Genomic DNA, 17,341 nt, shown 5'->3' on the forward strand with positions numbered 1-17,341 from the left:
TTCAACCCTGGGTGATGGCGGGGAAACGCTCCTGGCTCGCCGGCAGGGCGGCGGTTTCCGGCGGGCGGAAGCTGACCATGGTGGCACCGTTCTGGATCGCCGATACCTTGCAGATCAGCGGCGTGCCATCGCGCAGCTGGACGCGGGACCACCAGGCCTCCCGCCCCTTATAACCGGCGACAAAATCGCGGATCTCACCCCAGACGGGGGTCGGGGCGGCGGTATTCTGCCAGACCCGGCTGGCATCCATGATTGATACTTTGGCAAAGCTCGCCTCAGGGTCCATCTGCCACAGGCTGCCATAGGCGGTGTTGCAGAAAGTCATGGTGCCGTCGCTGGCAAAGACTGCGATCGCCTCGTCCATCTGGTCCAGGATCGACTGCCCCATTTCCAGCTCTGAGCGGAACTGGCGGGTGAGGGTCACTTCGGCGGTGATGTCCTCGAACAGGAAGGCGATGGCACCGTCCGGATGAGGGCGGCCAGACACCTTGTAGACGGAGCCCGACGGCAGCGACCAGGTTTCCTGGTACCGGCCTTCGGCAGCGGCTTCCAGCAGGTCGGCCATCTGGTGGCGCCAGCTGGAATAGCTTTTCGGTTCCGGCATCATCCGCTGATCGCGCAGGCGGTCGAAGAAGGTCAGCAGGTTGGGCCGCGAGCTGAGGAAGTTGGCGGGCAGGGCGGTCAGGTCGATCAGAACCGGGTTGAACAGAACCAGCTGCCGGTTGCGGTCAAAGATCGCGAGGCCAATCGACAGCTGCGCAAAGGTCTTGGCCAGCGTCTGGACAAAATTGCGCTGGGCCACCTCGGCATCGACCACAGCGTTCACGTCGACCGCATGGCACAGCCAGCCGGCCTCGGTTTCGGTGGTCGAGACGTTATACCACAGCTTTTTCTTGCTTTCCGGCAGCGGGATGGAGATCCGCTCAGGCTTGCCGCTGGTCATCGGGTCGTGCAGATCGGTGAACAGGGGGTCGGCAAAATCCGCGTTCCGGCCGCGGATTTTCTGGCTGAGGTTGTCATAGGCAAGGTTGGACCAGGTGACGTTGCCCTCTTCCGATTGCAGCCAGACCGGGTAGGGCGCCTGATGCACCGCGGCGCGCAGGGTGGTCAGTTCCTGATCAAGGGATTTGTTCTGCTCCTCCAGGGCGCTGCGGCGCAGCTGCACCCGGGTCACCCCGTCAATCCATTCGCAATGCGCCTCGCGGCTTTCGGCAGCGGCAGTGCCGGACAGGACCAGCGGGCCGACGTCCTTGAGGAAACCCGGGGATTGCGGCAGGCCCGGATAGCTGCGGGCCAGCTGATCGCGCAACATGCTCCAGTCGAAGTTTTCGGCCTGATCGCCAATGAACTTGCGCGCGCCGGAGGACCAGCCGATCAGGCTGTTGTCGTCAAACAGGAACACGGCATCGGTACGGCCATCGGCGGCCAGCAGGTCGTGCGCCATGCCGCGGCGGCGGGGCGTTGGCGACAGCCACCAAACCGCGGCGGCAGCCGTTGCAGCGCACAGCGCCGCCAGTACAAACCATTCGATCGAAGCGAAGTCCTGCATCTCGTCCTGCCCAGTTCAGCTCTCGTTTACCCGCATGGTTCCCCAATAATGGTTAAATGAAGTTTAATTGGTTGCCCAAAAGTGAGTAGTTAAATTTCTAAAGGTATATTTTTCCCAATGACAGGGCCGCCGTCCTCCATTGCGTCGATTTTTTTGCGCGGCCAGGCCACCTCGACAATGGCGCCGCGGCGTTCGCGGAAGGGGCTGAGGGTCTGGAACGGGTCAGTGCCATTCGCAAACCTCAGCTGGGCGCCGGTGCGTTGAAGCAGGGTTTTCGCGATGAACAGCCCCAGCCCCATGCCTTCGTATTCCGGTCTCTGCTTCAATTCGCTTTCCCCGCGGCGGCTGCGCACGAAGGGGTCGCCGATCCGGCCCAGCAGCTGCGGCGGGAAGCCCTGGCCGTCATCGCAAATGCGCAGGATGATCCGGTCGTCATCCCAGGCTGCATCAATCCAGACGGTGGACCGGGCAAAATCGACGGCGTTTTGCACCAGGTTGCGCAGACCGTGAATGATCTCGGGCTTTCGCAGCACGGTTGGCTGCTGGAAATCGCCGCCTTCCAGCGGTTCCTCATGATAGATGACCGTCTTGCCCCGGTTCATATGCGGCTCTGCGGCCTCGGTCACCAGGGTGGAAAACGGCGCTTGGCGCAAGTGCAGGTCGTCCTTGCCGGCCCGGCCCATGCTGCGCAGGATATCGCGGCAGCGGTCGGCCTGCTCGCGGATCAGGGCGGCGTCCTCGCGCAGGTCGGGGCGGTCGTCCAGTTCCTCAATCAGCTCGGCGCTGGCGAGCTTGATGGTGGCCAGGGGGGTGCCCAGCTCATGCGCCGCGGCCGCCACAACACCGCCCAGATCGGTTAGTTTCTGTTCGCGCGAAAGCGCCAGCTGGGTCGCGCTCAGCGCATCCGACATAGACCGCATCTCGTTACTGACACGGAAGGAGTAGGCGCCGATGAACAGGATGGCGATCACAATGGCGATCCAGTTGCCGAAAATAAACACATCAGGGATACGCAGGATAAAACCCTGTTCGGTCCGCAGCGGCAGGTGAAATTCGGCCATCAGCGTGACCAGGATAATAGCCGTGGCACCGATGATAAGGGTGGAGCGCAGACCCATCACCGCAGCGGAGATGGTGACCGGTCCCAGCACCAGCAGCGCAAAGGGGTTGTTCAGTCCGCCGGTCAGATACAGCAGGAAGGCCAGCTGCAGCAGGTCGAACAGGACCATCAGGAAATTCTCGAACTCTGTCAGGCGCTTGTTTTCGGGGAAGGCAAAGATGGCGATCAGGTTGCCCGCCGCCGAAATGCCGATGGCCAGGTAGCACAATGCCAGCTCCAGCTGCAGGTTGAAGCGGTGCTGCGCCACCGCGATGGCGGTGATCTGCCCGGCAATCGCCACCCAGCGCAGCAGAATCAATGTCCGCAGCCGGATCCAGTGGCTGTGTTCATGGCCGCTCGTCAGCCTGAAAATGCGATCGCTCATAAGGTCCGCTGCTCCCGCAGATGTGACGCCGTGCGCCAGTTGCATCGGCTGTATTTCTTGATAGGTCTGGCACCGCAAACGTTCAACAATCCTTCCTTACCGAAAAGTGCGATCTCATGACCCGCGTGTATGCTCTTCTTGCTGTTGCTTTTGTTGCTGCCCTTGTGGGCGGCGCCTGGTTTCTGACACGCGGAGGCAACGGGGGTGACAAATTCGCACAGTGCCGCAGCAGCCAGATCGCCGGCGGGACGGATACCATCGGCGGGGCGTTCGAGCTGATCAATTCCCGGGGCGAGACGGTGACCGACAAGGATGTGATCACCGAACCGTCGATCGTCTACTTCGGATATACCTTCTGCCCGGACGTCTGTCCGATGGATGCAGCCCGCAACGCGGATGCCGTCGATCTGCTGGCGGAGCGCGGCATCAGCGTGACGCCGGTGTTCATTTCCATCGACCCCGACCGCGATACACCTGAAGCGGTTGGCGATTTCGCCGCGAACCTGCATGAGAAAATGATCGGGCTGACTGGCTCGCTGGAGCAGGTCAGGGCGGCCAGCAAGGCCTATAAGACCTATTTCAAGAAGAATGAGGGCGACGAGGATTACTACCTGGTCGACCATTCCACCTTCTCGTATCTGGTGCTGCCTGAGGAGGGTTTTGTCGAGTTTTTCCGCCGCGACGAAACGGCAGAGCAGATGGCCGGCAAGGCCGCCTGTTTCATAGAAAAAATCTGAACCGCGATAGCTGTTTGACCTTTCCCCTTGCCCGGACATATTCTTGCGTGAACTGAAATACTTCGCGGAGGACCGGGCATGGCCGAAACTGCTCTGCAGGACATTGGACCCGATAAATCGCTGCTGCTGGTCGATGATGACGAGCCGTTCCTGCGGCGTCTGGCCAAGGCAATGGAGAAACGCGGCTTCGAGGTGGAAACCGCAGGCTCTGTTGCGGCTGGCAGCGCCATAGCAACCGCCCGCCCGCCGGCCTATGCGGTTGTCGACCTTCGGCTGGAAGACGGCAATGGCCTGGATGTGGTCGAAATCCTGCGCGAAAAACGCCCGGACAGCCGGGTGGTGGTTCTGACCGGATACGGCGCCATCGCCACGGCGGTGGCCGCGGTCAAGATCGGCGCAACCGATTACCTGTCCAAGCCGGCCGATGCCACCGACATCATGAATGCGCTCTTGGCCACAGAGGATGAGCTTCCGCCGCCGCCGGACAACCCGATGAGCGCGGACCGGGTGCGCTGGGAGCATATCCAGCGGATCTATGAGCTGTGCGACCGCAACGTGTCAGAAACCGCCCGGCGGCTGAACATGCACCGGCGCACGCTGCAGCGGATCCTGGCCAAGCGCAGCCCGCGCTGAGCCTTACAGCTGTATCATCAGTTCCGCATGGCGCCCCAAGAATGCCATGCGGGTTTCGACCGGCGGACGCAGCACGATTTCCAGCCCGTCAACGATCTCCGGTTTCGGCGTGCCGAAGAACCGGCTGGCTTCCTTCTCCTGAAATCCGGCGATCTGCACCGCCTCCATCCAGGCGCTTACCTTGTCCGCGCGCTTGATCTGCGCTTTGACCGTCTTGGGCAGCGCCGCGGGCAGCCCGAACCGCAGATGAATGGCCGTGGTCAGCCTCTGGTCCAATTCGCCATAACCCGGTCCCACTGCTGCTTTGACCGGAGAGATCATGTCACCGATCACATATTCGGGGGCATCGTGCAGCAGCGCCGCCAGCCGCCATTTGACCGGTGCCTTGGGGTACATCCGGGAAAAGATGTCTTCGACCAGCAGAGAGTGCTCCGCGACCGAATAGGCAAAATCCCCGCGGGTCTGACCGTTCCATCGCGCCACAAAGGCCAGCCCGTGGGCGATGTCCTCGATCTCTATGTCCACCGGGGTCGGGTCCAGCAGATCCAGCCGGCGGCCGGAGAGCATGCGCTGCCAGGCGCGGGCGGGTTTGGCTGGCATGGGGTGTGTCCTGTCGCTGCGGTTCCCCTTTGACTACCTCCTGAACAGGGTGCGGGCAATGCTGAGTGCCATGTCCTGTTCACGGCCGGGACACGAATGAAAACCCAGTGTTTATAAGCTGTGAAATTGAAACCGCCCCATTCAGACCCAATATTATAAGGGTATAAGGGGCTCCGCCCCCTCGCGCGGCAAACCCCTTTTGTGACGTGACTCACATAACGGAAAGGAGTTTGTCATGTTCAAACGTCTGCTTGGTGTTTCTTTGCTTTTCGGCATGGCCGCGACCGCGCCGCCTGCGCTGGCTGCCAGCTGCGGCGACCGCGAGGTGATGACCGAGAAGCTGGCAAGCGGGTATTCCGAGCGGCTGACCGCCGGCGGTTTGCAGAAAGGCCGGACCGAGGCCACTGTGATCGAGGTCTGGGCGTCGGATGAAACCGGGACATTCACCGTTCTGGTTACCCATGCAAACGGGATCAGCTGCGTCGTCGCAACCGGATCCTCGTTCTTCCACATTGCGGAAAAAGCGCCGGACCCGGGCACGCCAAGCTGAATCAGCCAGCGTGACAGGCTATCCCCCCACAGCCTGACCGACCACAAAAAGCCAGAGCCTTCGGCTCCGGTTGCGGGTATCTTCGTTGAATATCAACACATGCAGTGTTAGGCCCTGCAGCAAGTGTACTCGTAACCGGAATGGAGCAGACTATGGCCGGGGATTATATCGTCAAAGACATCGCGCTGGCCGGCTTTGGCCGCAAGGAGCTGGATATCGCCGAAACCGAAATGCCGGGCCTGATGGCCCTGCGCGAGGAATACGGCGCAAGCAAACCGCTGAAGGGCGCGCGCATCGTCGGCTCGCTGCACATGACCATTCAGACCGCAGTTCTGATTGAAACGCTGGTGGCGCTGGGCGCAGATGTGCGCTGGGCCTCCTGCAACATCTTCTCGACCCAGGATCACGCCGCCGCGGCAATTGCTGAGGCCGGCATCCCGGTCTTTGCCATCAAGGGCCAGACCCTGGAAGAGCATTGGGATTACCTGGACAAGTCGTTCATGTTCCCTGAGGGCGCCAACCTGATCCTGGACGATGGCGGCGATGCCACCCTCTATGTGCTGCTGGGCGCGCGTGCCGAAGCCGGCGAGGACATCATCCCGGTGCCGCAGTCCGAAGAGGAAGCGGTCATCAAGGAGCAGATCAAGAAGCGCATGGAAGCCTCCCCGGGCTGGTTCACCAAGACCCGCGATGCGATCCTGGGCGTGTCCGAGGAAACCACCACCGGCGTCCACCGCCTGTATGATCTGCAGAAGAACGGCCAGCTGCCGTTCCCGGCGATCAACGTCAACGACTCGGTCACCAAATCGAAGTTCGACAACAAATACGGCTGCAAGGAATCGCTGGTCGACGGCATCCGCCGTGCCACCGACACCATGATGGCCGGCAAGGTTGCCGTGGTTTGCGGCTATGGCGACGTGGGCAAGGGCTCCGCGGCCTCCCTGCGCGGCGCCGGCGCCCGTGTGAAAGTCACCGAAGCCGACCCGATCTGCGCCCTGCAGGCCGCAATGGACGGTTTTGAAGTGGTGCTGCTGGAAGATGTCGTGTCCTCCGCCGATATCTTCATCACCACCACCGGCAACAAGGATGTGATCCGCATCGAGCACATGCGCGAGATGAAGGATATGGCGATTGTCGGCAACATCGGCCACTTCGACAATGAGATCCAGGTGGCCAGCCTGCGCAACCACAAGTGGACCAACATCAAGGAGCAGGTGGACATGATCGAGATGCCCTCGGGCAACCGCATCATTCTGCTGTCCGAAGGCCGCCTGCTGAACCTGGGCAACGCGACCGGCCACCCGTCGTTCGTGATGTCGGCCTCCTTCACCAACCAGGTGCTGGCCCAGATCGAACTGTGGACCCGAGGCGATAACTACGAGAACCAGGTTTATATCCTGCCCAAGCACCTGGACGAGAAAGTCGCCCGCCTGCACCTGGGCCGCATCGGCGTCAAGCTGACCCAGCTGAGCGCCGAACAGGCCGCCTACATCGGCGTCAAGCCGGACGGCCCGTTCAAGCCGGAGCATTACCGCTACTGAGCATTCAGTTTCCGATGCAATGAAAAGCCCCGCCAGTTGGCGGGGCTTTTTCGTTATACCGAGTGGTTCGGACTGTTTTGGTAACTGCAAAACAGAAGGCGGCAAAAGGTTCCATGCGGGTGGCTGATTGAGGGTATCTTTTTCGTGATGGAACAGCTTGAGGCGGTGCTGCGTTGTCTCAGCATCAACAACTTCAGGCTGAGGAGAATCTGTCATGAAAATCGAAATGAAATCGAACGCCCGTATGCTGGTAACCGCTGCCGCCGCCGCGCTGGTGGCTGGCGCCGGGATTGCTGCCGAAAACGGTTCCTTCGCGACTGCCGAAGCCGAACTCATTCTCGCGTCCAGTGACGACGGCGTTGGCGCATCGGCCGGTGTCGAAACATCTCCGTCGCGCGGCAATGAAGGGGAGGGCACCGTTCTGGACGAAGCCGGCGCTGCTGACTCCGTTACCGAAACCACTGACAGCGATCCTGCCGGCGCCTCCGCTGGCGTCGACCGCTCCCCTTCGCGCGATGGTACCGAGGGCACTGAGCCGGTTGCGGGCGCGGACATCAGCGAAACCGCAGAATCGACCAACTCCCCCGCGCTTCCCAACACTGAAGGCGCAATGGACATCCGCACCATGACAGTTGGCGAACTGGTCGGCAAGAACGTGCTGAGCGCCTCTGATGCCGATGTCGGCGAAATCGACTATGTGATCATGCACGACGATAAACTGTCCGGTGTCGTTGGGGTTGGCGGCTTCCTGGGTATGGGCGAACACTCGGTCGCAATCCCCCTGACCGACTTCGAGGTGACCAAGAACGGGCAGCTGCGGCTGACCGCACAGTCCGAAGCAGAGCTGAAGGCGATGCCGGAAATCGACGAAAACGCAATTGAACCGGTGAAAAGCGAGGTCATTCTCGGCGACTACATGTAAGTTTTCCGGCGGGGCGTCTCAGCTAGAGACGCCCCATTTCTCAGTTGCAGGCCGGTCTGCAGAAATCAGCGCAGCTTCCCGCTAGTTGCATACTTCCGGTTGAACCTCTCGGCATTCATTCGCGGGTACTTTAGTTTTAGCTCACATTGTCCGGGTTATTGCTTTGCGGAATCGTACTGCTGGCCGCTATACAGGAGTCACCGGCCAGGACGGCCAGGAACCAGATTTTCATACGCGTGTGGTGGATTGGAGCACGCGGGGTGGAAGGGAAGGTCCTGCTTGTCCGCAGGTCCTTCCCTTTTTGGTTTCAGAACAAGGTCAGAACCAGACCGGCCGCCGCGCAGGCCAGCGTGGCATACCCGCCATCAATCAGCGTCAGCTTCACCGGCCGCATTCCATACATATTGTTCAGGGCAATCCATGGGCTGATGAAAAACAGGCCGATGCCTGCTCCGCCGATCAGACCGGCACCCAGTGTTTCGATGCCGGACAGGCTGAAAACATGCCGCATCATGCCCGCCACAATCAGTTGCAGGACAAAAGCCATGGCAAAGATCATCGGGCTTTGGCCGCCTTTTGGCTTACCGGTCTCGTCGCATTCCACGCCAGAGGCTTCGACCCAGGGCTTGGCCAGAGCGCCGTAGTAAACTGCCCCCAGCACAAAGGCCGCAGCCGCCGCCGCGATCACACTCAGAAATTCCATGATGCTCCCTTCAATGGTTCCCGCCGCTTGAGAGCAGAGTGGCAGATCAGCCGGGATCTGTCTCCCCCAGCGCGCAGACAGCGGCCCACTCCGCCTCACTCACCGGCTGCACCGACAGGCGGGAGTTTTTGACCAGCACCATCTCTTCCAGCCGCGGGTCGGCTTTGATCTGATCCAGGCTTACCGGCTTGGCAAAGGGGCGCACCGCCTTGATATCGACGCATTCCCAGCGGTCGTCCACGGTGGTGCTGTCCGGGTGCGCCTCTGCGCAGACCTCGACGATGCCGACCACGGATTTCTCTTTTTGCGAGTGATAGAAGAACCCGCGGTCGCCGATGCTCATTTCGCGCATGAAGTTGCGCGCCTGGTAGTTGCGCACGCCGTCCCATTCCTCACCCGCTTCGCCTTTGGAGATCTGGTCGTCCCAGCTCCAGGTGGAGGGTTCGGATTTGAACAGCCAGTAGCGCATCAGCCGATAACTTTCTTCCAGGTGATCAATTCGACAGCTTCAAAGAGGCCGGCCTTGTTGTAAGGGTCATTTGCCGCCCAAGCTTCACCTGCCGCCATGTCTTCAACGTCCAGAATAACCAAGGAGCCGGCCATATTACCATCCTGATCCAGCAGCGGGCCTGCCTGCGCCACTGCGCCAGTGTCATTGATATAGGCCAGATGGGCGTCACGGTTATCCAGCCGGGTCTGCAGATGGCCGGGTTTGTCGCGGGCGATCAATGCAATAAGCATTTTATTCCTCTTTTAACGGTCTTTTAAGTAAAAGAGCCGCCGCTTCGGAAATGGTCAAGCGCTGATCGAGCAAATTGGTTACCGTCTGCGTGATCGGCATCTCCAGCTGCATCTTCCGGGCTTGTTCCGCCACCGCATGCGCAGTTGCGGCGCCTTCGACCGTGATAGAGGAATCAAAGGTCTCGCCGCGACCGATCGACAGGCCCAGCCGGTAGTTGCGGGACAGGTCGGACGTGCAGGTCAGCGCCAGATCGCCAAACCCGGACAGCCCTGCCATCGTCTCGGCCTTGGCGCCGCAGGCCAGCGCCATGCGCTGCATCTCGGCATAACCCCGGGTCATCAGCGCGGCGCGGGCGCTGTCGCCCAGCCCGGCACCAATCACCGCACCGCAGGCAATCGCCATAACATTTTTCAACGCCCCGCCCAGCTCTGCGCCGATGGTATCGGTGGTGCGGTAGAGGCGCAGGTTGGCAGTGGACAGCTGCTGCTGCAGCGCTTTGCCCAGGTCCGCGCCGCCGCAGGCAAGCGTTAGCGCGGTTGGCAGGCCGCGCGCGATGTCCGCCGCAAAGCTCGGCCCGGTCAGCAGCGCCGCCGGGGATTCTGGCAGAACTTCCTGAATAACCGAGACCGGACCAAACCCGGTGTGGAGTTCGATACCCTTGCAGCATGCGACCAGGGTTTTCCCTGACAGATGCGCCTTGTGCTGTTGCAGGACGCTGCGCAGCTTTTGCATGGGCACCGCCAGCAGAAGAACCTCAGAGCTGCAGGCCTGCGCAATATCAGCAGTGGCGGTGAGGGTTTCCGGCAGGTCAGCACCGGGCAGCCGGGCCTCATTCCGGCGGCTGTCCTGCATGGCTTTGGCGTGGTCTGCATCGCGCGCCCACAGCGTCACCGGCCCGTTGCCGGCCAGTGAAATCGCGAGCGCGGTGCCAAAGGCCCCGGAACCCAGAACCGAAACGCTCATGCCTTGGCTCCTTTGCGGCCCGAGCCGATCAGCGCCGGGCTGCTCTGGTCCAGCGGCCAGCGGGGGCGGGCGGTCAGGTCCAGACCATCGCGCGCACCGGATTTGAAACGCTCCAGCCCGGCATAGGCGATCATCGCAGCATTGTCGGTGCACAGGCGCAGCGGCGGCGCGGTGAAAGCGGCGCCAGCCTCGGCGCAAACACTCTCTAACGCGGCGCGAATGGCGGTATTTGCTGCAACACCGCCTGCAACGGCGACGGTCGGCGTCCCGGGCTGTTCTTCCAGATACAGGCGGAGGGCGCGGCGGGTTTTCTCTGCCAGCGTATCCACAACGGCAGCCTGAAATCCGGCACACAGATCGGCCCTGTCCTGGCGGGTCAGGCCGCCCTTCTCCGCCACGATCTGATCGCGCATCCGCATCAGGGCGGTTTTCAGCCCGGAAAACGACAGGTTGCAATCCGGCCGGTCCAGCAAGGGCCGCGGGAAGCGGAACCGCTTGGGATCACCTGTTTCGGCTTCGGCCTGCACCGACGGGCCGCCTGGCTGCGGCAGGCCCAGCAGGCGGGCGGTCTTGTCGAAGGCTTCGCCGGGGGCGTCGTCAATGGTGCCGCCCAGGCGGGTGAAATCTTCCGGCCCGCGCACCAGCAGGTACTGGCAATGCCCGCCGGAGACCAGCAGCATCAGATAAGGATAGGCAATCCCGTCAGTCAGCCGCGGAGTCAGCGCGTGGCCCGCCAGATGGTTGACCCCAATCAGCGGCAGGCCTGTCGCGGCGGCAATCCCCTTGGCGCACATCACGCCGGATATCACCCCGCCGATCAGCCCCGGACCGGCGGTTACGGCGACAGCATCAATGTCGTTCAGGCTCAAACCGGCCTCCGCCAGTGCATCGCGCACGCAGATGTCCAGCTTCTCGGCATGGGCGCGCGCGGCGATCTCCGGCACCACGCCGCCAAAGGCGCTGTGCAGCTCTGTCTGGCCGAATACGATTGAAGACAGAACCTCGGGCTGCGCGCCCCCGGCCTGCCGCACCACTGCGGCGGCAGTGTCGTCACAGCTGCTTTCCAGCCCCAGAATGGTCAGGGTCTTTGTCATGGTCTTACCGTTGCATCGAATTGCCGCCGGGGCTACCACCTATGAGGCCTGCAAACAATCCCGGGAGCCCCGCGATGGTGCCTTTGCTGATGACACGCCCGCTGGCAGCGGCAGAGCGGTTTGTGGCCGGCCTGCCCGAAGCGGCGCGTGCCGGACTGAAAGTCGTCTATGCGCCGCTGATGGAGATCCAGGCAGCGCAGGCGCCGGTCCGGCTGGAGGGTGTGAAAGGCGTGATCTTCACCTCCGCCAACGGGGTGGAGGCCGCTTCACGTGAAACTGCCGCGCGCTTGCCCGCCTACTGCGTGGGCGAACGCACTGCTCAGGCCGCAGCGGAGTCGGGCTGGACGGCATCCTGCCTGGGCCGTTGCGCCGGGGAACTGGTTGCGGCGCTGCTCAGCCGGCGCCCTGAGACACCGCTGCTGCATCTGCGCGGCGCCCATGCCCGGGGCGGTATCGCCGGGAGGCTCACAGACGGGGGGATCCCCTGCCGCGAGCAAATCCTGTATGATCAGGTGCTTCTGCCGCTGACCAGCGAGGCCAGGGCGTTGCTTGCTGCGCAAACGGATGTAATCGTGCCGCTGTTCTCTCCCAGAACGGCGCATCATTTTGCTGACCTGTGCGGGGAAGCGGCGCATTTGCATCTGATTGCTCTGAGCCCTGCGGTCGCAGAACCGCTGAAAGGCTTGAATTGCAAGACGTTGCGGGTCAGTAAGTCGCCGGATGCTGCGGCTGTGGCAGCTGCTGTCCTTGATGCCGCAGCGCAACTGTCGCAGCTTGAGGGGGAGCGGCGCGCAGAGTAGTGTCCAGCGTGTTCGCAGGAATGAATTTTTAGGAATCGAGGGGGAGGCCGGCGTGGCTGACAAGAAAACTCCGGAAGACGTGACTGAGCCTGGCCCCGGCGAAATCAAGCCGGCCGGCGAAACCACGGAAACGCCCGAACAGGATATGACCGAGGATCAGGCGGAAGGGGCGGTTGACACGCCCGAGGATACAGTTTCCCCGCTTTCCGAGACCGAGACCGAGACCGAGACCGAGACCGAGACCGAGACCGAGACCGAGACCGAGACCGAGACCGAGACCGAGACCGAGACCGAGACCGAGACCGAGACCGAGACCGAGACCGAGACCGAGACCGAGACCGAGACCGAGACCGAGACCGAGACCGAGACCGAGACCGAGACCGAGACCGAGACCGAGACCGAGACCGAGACCGCATTTGTGTCTCCCTTCGAAAGGGAAACCCCGCAAGAAGACACGCCGGCTGAAACGCCGGAGGCTGCCGCGGCACAAGCGCCGCCGCGCGAAATCGAGCGGGTTGTGGAGAAACGCGGCGGCTTCGGCGCAGCCCTTCTGGGCGGCGTGGTGGCTGCGGGTATCGGCTTTGTGGCTGGCCAGAGCGGCTGGCTCGACAGCGTCCTGCCGCCGTCGCTGCAGGGAAGCAGTGCGGATCTGGCCGCGTTGCGGGCCAGCCAGTCGGAGATGCAGGCAGCGCTTGCTTCGCTGCAGCAGCAGCTAGAGGGCAGCCGCGCCCCGGACCTTGCACCGCTGTCCGATCAGGCCGACGCCCTGGCCGCAGAGATTGCGGCGCTGAAGGAGGCGCAGACCGCGCAGGCCCCTGATGAGGCGCTGCGCGGGGATCTGGAGGCCTTGGCCGGCCGTGTGTCCGCATTGGAAACCCGGCCGCTGGAAGGCGCAACGCCCGAAGCGGTGGCAGCGTTTGAGGCAGAGCTGGGCAAGCTGCAGGACAGCCTTGCAGCGCAGCGCGCCGAAATTGATCAGAAGCTGGCCGAAGCGGAAGACATGGAAACCGCCAGTGCCGAAGCCGCCCGCATCGCCAGCGCCCAGACCCAGCTGGCGCAGCTGCGGTCTGCTTTGGACAGCGGCAACAGCTATGACTCCAACGTGCAGCAGCTTGAGCTTCTGGGCGTTGAGGTTCCGTCCGCGCTCTCCGGGCCGGCGGAAACCGGCGTCGCCACGCTGACGGCCCTGCGCGACGGCTTTGCCCCGGCCGCCCGCGAGGCGCTGGCAGCTGCCCGGGAAGAAGCAAAAGGCGGCGGCAGCCTGATGGATTATGTGAACCGCCATCTTGGCGCCCGTTCCGTTGCGCCGCGCGACGGCGATGATCCGGATGCCATCCTGTCCCGGGCCGAGGCCGCCGTGGCTGCAGGCCGGATAGAGGAGGCGCTGACCGAAGTGTCGGCGCTGCCGGAAACAGCCCGCGCTGCCCTGTCCGGCTGGGAAGCGGCGGCAAACGCGCGGGTGGCAGCGGTGAACGCTGCTGCTGATCTGGCCCAAAGCCTGCAAGCCAAATAAGGAAGCCGCCATGCTCTGGTCGTTGTTGAAGATCCTCGTATTTGTCGCGATTGTCGCGCTTCTGGCATTTGGCGCGGGCCTTTTGATGGAAACCGCCGGCGGGGTGCAGATCACCGTTGCCGGCACCGAATACACCCTCAGCGCTCTGCAATCGGTCATCGCGCTGGGCGTGCTTGTTGTTGCGCTTTGGCTGTTTCTCAAGCTGCTGTCGCTGCTGGTGGCCACGCTGCGGTTCCTGAACGGGGATGAGACCGCCTTGTCGCGCTATTGGGACAAGGGTCGTGAGCGCAAGGGCTACCGGGCGCTGTCGGAAGGTCTGATGGCGCTGGCTTCCGGTGAGGGGCGGCTGGCCCTGGCCAAGGCGGCGCGGGCGGAGAAATACCTTCAGAACCCTGAGCTGACGGATCTGCTGGTGGCGCAGGCCGCGGAGATGAGCGGCGACACCCACAAGGCGGCGGATGCGTACAAACGCCTGCTGTCGAACCAGCAGACCCGGTTTGTCGGCGTGCGCGGGATCATGAAGCAGAAGCTGTCCCAAGGCGACACCGACACCGCCCGCCAGCTGGCCGAAAAGGCGCTGGCGCTGCGGCCCAAGCATGAGGAAGTGCAGGACACTCTCCTGCGTCTCCAGGCCCAGGCCGAGGATTGGGCCGGTGCCCGCAAGACGCTGTCGACCAAGCTCAAGACCGGTACTCTGCCGCGTGATGTCTACAAGCGGCGTGATGCGGTTCTGGCGCTGTCGGCCTCCAAGGGTGTCATTGACGAAAACGCCACGATTGAGCAGCGCGAGCAAGCGATCGAAGCTAACCGGCTGTCGCCCGATCTGGTGCCTGCCGCGGCGATGGCGGCCCGTGCCTATCTCGCCAAGGGTAAGAAACGCCCGGCGGTGCGGCTGCTGAAAAAGACTTGGCAAAGCCAGCCGCATCCCGACTTGGCCCATGCCTTTGCCGAGGTCGAGCCGGACGAAAGCGCCGCCGAGCGCGTCGCGCGCTTTGACCAGCTAGCCCGGCTTAACCCGCAGGATGATGAAACCCGCCTGGTGATGGCGGAGCTGAATATCGTGGCCGAGGACTTCCCCGAGGCCCGCCGCTGGCTGAGCGACCTGACGGAACGCGCCCCGGACGCCCGGGCGCTGACGCTGATGGCGGCGATTGAGCGTGGCGAAGGCGCGGATGACAAGGTCGTGCAGGGCTGGCTGGCCAGGGCGCTGACTGCCCCGCGGGGGCCGCAATGGGTTTGCAGCAACTGTAACCACATCCATGCCGAATGGGAGCCGGTTTGCGAGCATTGCACCAGCTTCGACACCCTGTCCTGGAAGCGTCCGGAAACGCCAGAAGTGGCAAGCCACGCAGCGGCCTACATGCTTCCGCTGATCACTGGCGTGCTGGGCAGCAAGCAGGCTGACACGGCGGATGATGCGGAAGAAGCAGACTTCGCGGAACCCGTCCCGGACGCTGAAGGGGACGTGGAACCGGAGCAGCAGGACGCGGTGAAAGAGCCGAACTGATACTTCAGGAAAGAACTGCGGACGGCGGGGGGCTTCCCTGCCGTTCTGCCGTTTTCTGGCGCAGGCCATAGAGCGTCGCGCACAGCATTACAGGGCCGGAAAGGCCGCAGTGCCGTTCTGTAGACTGTGTTTATAATGCAGGGAAATGGTGCCCAGGAGAGGACTCGAACCTCCACGTCCATACGGACACTAGCACCTGAAGCTAGCGCGTCTACCAATTCCGCCACCTGGGCAGGTGTCGTGAAACCGGCGTATAAGCTGGTTCGCAAGGGGCGTCAAATGGAAAACGGCGGGGTGGCCGGTTATCCGCGGGGGGCCTGATTGCAGCCGCCTAGCGCTGCACCGAAAAATTCATTTTCCCGGCTACAAATGTCAGAAACCTGGTCCAGGCCAGCTCCGCTTCGCTGCTCCAGTCTGGGCCAAGCGTTTCCGACAGGGCGCCGTTGAAACTGGTGATGAAGCCCCTGAAATGCGCATCCCGCACCTCCCGCTTGCGGTGCTTCTCCCCCTGCTGCCAGAGGATATCATCCAGCCGTGCGGAATCGTCCAGCGCCTCGGCCACATGGGTCAGGATGGCCAGCAGCTTTTCCTCCTGCCGGGTCATGTCGCGGGAAAACAGGGGGCGGACCTCGGGGCAGGCGGCAAAGAACTTGGCGTAAAAGGCGGCGGCGAAAGCATCAAGATCCATCCGCTCGCTCTCGAAGCTTTTGCGGACCAGGGACTTATCCTGTGCGCTGACCATTGGAACCGACCTCCTCAACAACCGCCGAAACGCGTGTTTCGGGTACATCAATTTCCCTTAACAGGGCGAGGCTGAAGGCCGGGTTAACCAAACTGGCCAATTTCACGGAAGTTGTTAACGCTGCTTGCGGATTCAGCGCCCATTGTGGCTGCAATCCCACGTTTTGCGCCTTGTTTGACGCCCGTAGCGGCGCTAAGGCATAGGGGCAGCTAAGTTCAGGAGCCAAAAGATGTCCAAACTGGTCACGATCTATGGCGGATCCGGTTTCGTGGGCCGCTATATTGCGCGGCGCATGGCCAAGGAAGGCTGGCGTGTTCGTGTGGCAGTGCGCCGTCCCAATGAAGCCATGCATGTGAAGCCCTACGGTGTTCCGGGCCAGGTGGAGCCGGTGTTCTGCAATGTCCGCGACGACATGTCCGTGGCCGCGGTAATGCGGGGTGCCGATGCAGTGGTGAATTGCGTGGGTGTGCTGAACGAACTGGGCAAGAACACATTTGGCGCCGTTCATGCCGAAGGCGCGGGCCGCATTGCCCGCATCGCGGCGCAGGAGGGCGTTGCCAGCCTGGTGCAAATTTCGGCAATCGGTGCCGATGCGGACGCGAACAGCGCATACTCCCGCACCAAGGCTGCAGGCGAAGCGGCCGTGCTGGAGCATTTCCCGGGTGCTGTTATCCTGCGTCCCTCGGTGATCTTCGGGGCTGAGGACGAGTTCTTTAACCGCTTTGCCGGCATGACCCGCCTGTCGCCGCTTCTGCCGATTGCCAGCGGGGACACCCGGTTTCAGCCGGTCTACGTCGATGATGTGGCCAAGGCCGCGGTTGTGGGGGCCACGGGCGCGGCAGAGGGCGGCATTTATGAGCTGGGCGGCCCCGAGGTGAAAAGCTTCCGCGAGTTGATGGAGCAGATGCTGGCGGTGATCCACCGCCGCCGCCTGATCCTGTCGCTGCCGCGGTTTGCTGCCTGGCTGGTGGCCTTTGGTTTCGACATGCTGCAGGCCGCAAGCTTCCAGCTGATTTCAAACAAGGTGCTGACCCGCGACCAGCTGCGGAGCTTGAAATCGGACAACGTTGTGTCCGAGGGCGCCAAGGGCTTCAGCGATCTGGGCATCAGCCCGGTCAGCCTTGAAGCGGTTCTGCCGGACTACCTGTGGAAATTCCGCCCCTCCGGCCAGTATAACGAGATGACCAACTCGGCCCGCAACCTGCGCAACGGCGCCTGAGCGGCCAATCGCCACAAGAACTTGAAAGCGCGGGGATTTTCC

At 62.7% G+C, this 17,341-nt stretch carries 18 protein-coding genes and 1 tRNA gene; 9 read left to right on the forward strand and 10 right to left on the reverse strand.

Features of this window, described 5'->3' with window-relative positions:
* Nucleotide 1 precedes the first annotated feature (1 nt).
* Nucleotides 2-1,549 (reverse strand): PAS-domain containing protein, encoded by a 1,548-nt coding sequence (locus tag R2C4_RS18220; protein ID WP_141891681.1) that lies wholly within the window; start codon nucleotides 1,547-1,549, stop codon nucleotides 2-4.
* Nucleotides 1,550-1,638: 89 nt separating this feature from the next.
* Complete coding sequence (gene regB / locus R2C4_RS18225) at nucleotides 1,639-3,033, reverse strand: sensor histidine kinase RegB (protein ID WP_141891682.1); 1,395 nt, start codon at nucleotides 3,031-3,033, stop codon at nucleotides 1,639-1,641.
* Between the two features lie 116 nt (nucleotides 3,034-3,149).
* On the opposite strand from regB, the gene R2C4_RS18230 reads away from it, so the two are divergent.
* Together R2C4_RS18230 and R2C4_RS18235 are read left to right on the forward strand one after the other, a co-directional pair.
* Nucleotides 3,150-3,770, forward strand: a complete 621-nt coding sequence (locus R2C4_RS18230; protein WP_058287393.1) for an SCO family protein — start codon at nucleotides 3,150-3,152, stop codon at nucleotides 3,768-3,770.
* Between the two features lie 78 nt (nucleotides 3,771-3,848).
* A complete protein-coding gene (locus R2C4_RS18235; protein WP_008553721.1) occupies nucleotides 3,849-4,403 on the forward strand; it encodes an ActR/PrrA/RegA family redox response regulator transcription factor in 555 nt (184 codons plus the stop codon).
* A 3-nt stretch (nucleotides 4,404-4,406) separates the two neighbouring features.
* Here the strand turns inward: R2C4_RS18235 and R2C4_RS18240 are convergent, their stop codons facing one another.
* Complete coding sequence (locus R2C4_RS18240; RefSeq protein ID WP_141891683.1) at nucleotides 4,407-5,003, reverse strand: HD domain-containing protein; 597 nt, start codon at nucleotides 5,001-5,003, stop codon at nucleotides 4,407-4,409.
* Between the two features lie 235 nt (nucleotides 5,004-5,238).
* Here R2C4_RS18240 and R2C4_RS18245 point away from each other — a divergent pair, with 235 nt between their 5' ends.
* The 3 genes from R2C4_RS18245 (at nucleotide 5,239) to R2C4_RS18255 (ending at nucleotide 8,016) form a co-directional block, all read left to right on the forward strand.
* The gene (locus tag R2C4_RS18245) at nucleotides 5,239-5,553 is read left to right on the forward strand and encodes a hypothetical protein (protein ID WP_027235892.1); all 315 of its coding nucleotides are present in this window, start codon (nucleotides 5,239-5,241) and stop codon (nucleotides 5,551-5,553) included.
* A 152-nt stretch (nucleotides 5,554-5,705) separates the two neighbouring features.
* Nucleotides 5,706-7,094, forward strand: coding sequence for an adenosylhomocysteinase (ahcY, locus tag R2C4_RS18250; RefSeq protein ID WP_141891684.1), 1,389 nt, complete (start codon nucleotides 5,706-5,708; stop codon nucleotides 7,092-7,094).
* Nucleotides 7,095-7,308: 214 nt separating this feature from the next.
* Nucleotides 7,309-8,016 carry a PRC-barrel domain-containing protein gene (locus tag R2C4_RS18255; protein ID WP_141891685.1) on the forward strand — a complete coding sequence of 236 codons (708 nt, stop codon included), beginning with the start codon at nucleotides 7,309-7,311 and terminating at the stop codon, nucleotides 8,014-8,016.
* Nucleotides 8,017-8,323: 307 nt separating this feature from the next.
* Here R2C4_RS18255 and R2C4_RS18260 read toward each other — a convergent pair whose 3' ends face one another.
* Genes R2C4_RS18260 through tsaD form a run of 5 tightly spaced genes read right to left on the reverse strand, consistent with a single transcriptional unit; the run spans nucleotide 8,324 to nucleotide 11,518 of the window.
* Nucleotides 8,324-8,719 (reverse strand): DUF1761 domain-containing protein, encoded by a 396-nt coding sequence (locus R2C4_RS18260; protein ID WP_058287398.1) that lies wholly within the window; start codon nucleotides 8,717-8,719, stop codon nucleotides 8,324-8,326.
* A gap of 46 nt (nucleotides 8,720-8,765) precedes the next feature.
* A complete protein-coding gene (locus tag R2C4_RS18265) occupies nucleotides 8,766-9,188 on the reverse strand; it encodes an EVE domain-containing protein (protein WP_058287399.1) in 423 nt (140 codons plus the stop codon).
* Nucleotides 9,188-9,460 (reverse strand): YciI family protein, encoded by a 273-nt coding sequence (locus R2C4_RS18270; protein WP_019295350.1) that lies wholly within the window; start codon nucleotides 9,458-9,460, stop codon nucleotides 9,188-9,190. Before R2C4_RS18270 ends, R2C4_RS18265 begins: the two co-directional genes overlap by 1 nt.
* A gap of 1 nt (nucleotide 9,461) precedes the next feature.
* Nucleotides 9,462-10,424 carry an NAD(P)H-dependent glycerol-3-phosphate dehydrogenase gene (locus R2C4_RS18275; RefSeq protein WP_141891686.1) on the reverse strand — a complete coding sequence of 321 codons (963 nt, stop codon included), beginning with the start codon at nucleotides 10,422-10,424 and terminating at the stop codon, nucleotides 9,462-9,464.
* Entirely contained in the window at nucleotides 10,421-11,518 is a 1,098-nt protein-coding gene (gene tsaD, locus R2C4_RS18280) for a tRNA (adenosine(37)-N6)-threonylcarbamoyltransferase complex transferase subunit TsaD (protein ID WP_141891687.1), read from the reverse strand. Before tsaD ends, R2C4_RS18275 begins: the two co-directional genes overlap by 4 nt.
* Nucleotides 11,519-11,607: 89 nt before the next feature.
* Here tsaD and R2C4_RS18285 point away from each other — a divergent pair, with 89 nt between their 5' ends.
* From R2C4_RS18285 to R2C4_RS18300, 3 genes are read left to right on the forward strand one after another with little or no spacing between them, the layout of a single operon-like run.
* Nucleotides 11,608-12,318, forward strand: a complete 711-nt coding sequence (locus tag R2C4_RS18285) for a uroporphyrinogen-III synthase (RefSeq protein WP_333868282.1) — start codon at nucleotides 11,608-11,610, stop codon at nucleotides 12,316-12,318.
* Nucleotides 12,319-12,370: 52 nt separating this feature from the next.
* Complete coding sequence (locus R2C4_RS18295) at nucleotides 12,371-13,831, forward strand: COG4223 family protein (protein ID WP_208764505.1); 1,461 nt, start codon at nucleotides 12,371-12,373, stop codon at nucleotides 13,829-13,831.
* Between the two features lie 10 nt (nucleotides 13,832-13,841).
* Nucleotides 13,842-15,338, forward strand: a complete 1,497-nt coding sequence (locus R2C4_RS18300; protein WP_141891690.1) for a heme biosynthesis protein HemY — start codon at nucleotides 13,842-13,844, stop codon at nucleotides 15,336-15,338.
* Nucleotides 15,339-15,484: 146 nt separating this feature from the next.
* Here R2C4_RS18300 and R2C4_RS18305 read toward each other — a convergent pair.
* A tRNA-Leu gene (locus R2C4_RS18305) sits at nucleotides 15,485-15,571 on the reverse strand.
* 98 nt (nucleotides 15,572-15,669) lie between these two features.
* Nucleotides 15,670-16,080, reverse strand: a complete 411-nt coding sequence (locus R2C4_RS18310; protein ID WP_141891691.1) for a globin domain-containing protein — start codon at nucleotides 16,078-16,080, stop codon at nucleotides 15,670-15,672.
* 229 nt (nucleotides 16,081-16,309) lie between these two features.
* Between R2C4_RS18310 and R2C4_RS18315 the strand changes: the two genes are divergently transcribed.
* Nucleotides 16,310-17,299 (forward strand): complex I NDUFA9 subunit family protein, encoded by a 990-nt coding sequence (locus R2C4_RS18315; protein ID WP_141891692.1) that lies wholly within the window; start codon nucleotides 16,310-16,312, stop codon nucleotides 17,297-17,299.
* Nucleotides 17,300-17,341: the final 42 nt, after the last annotated feature.

Source organism: Leisingera aquaemixtae (assembly GCF_006740765.1).
GTDB classification, from domain to species: Bacteria; Pseudomonadota; Alphaproteobacteria; order Rhodobacterales; family Rhodobacteraceae; genus Leisingera; species Leisingera aquaemixtae.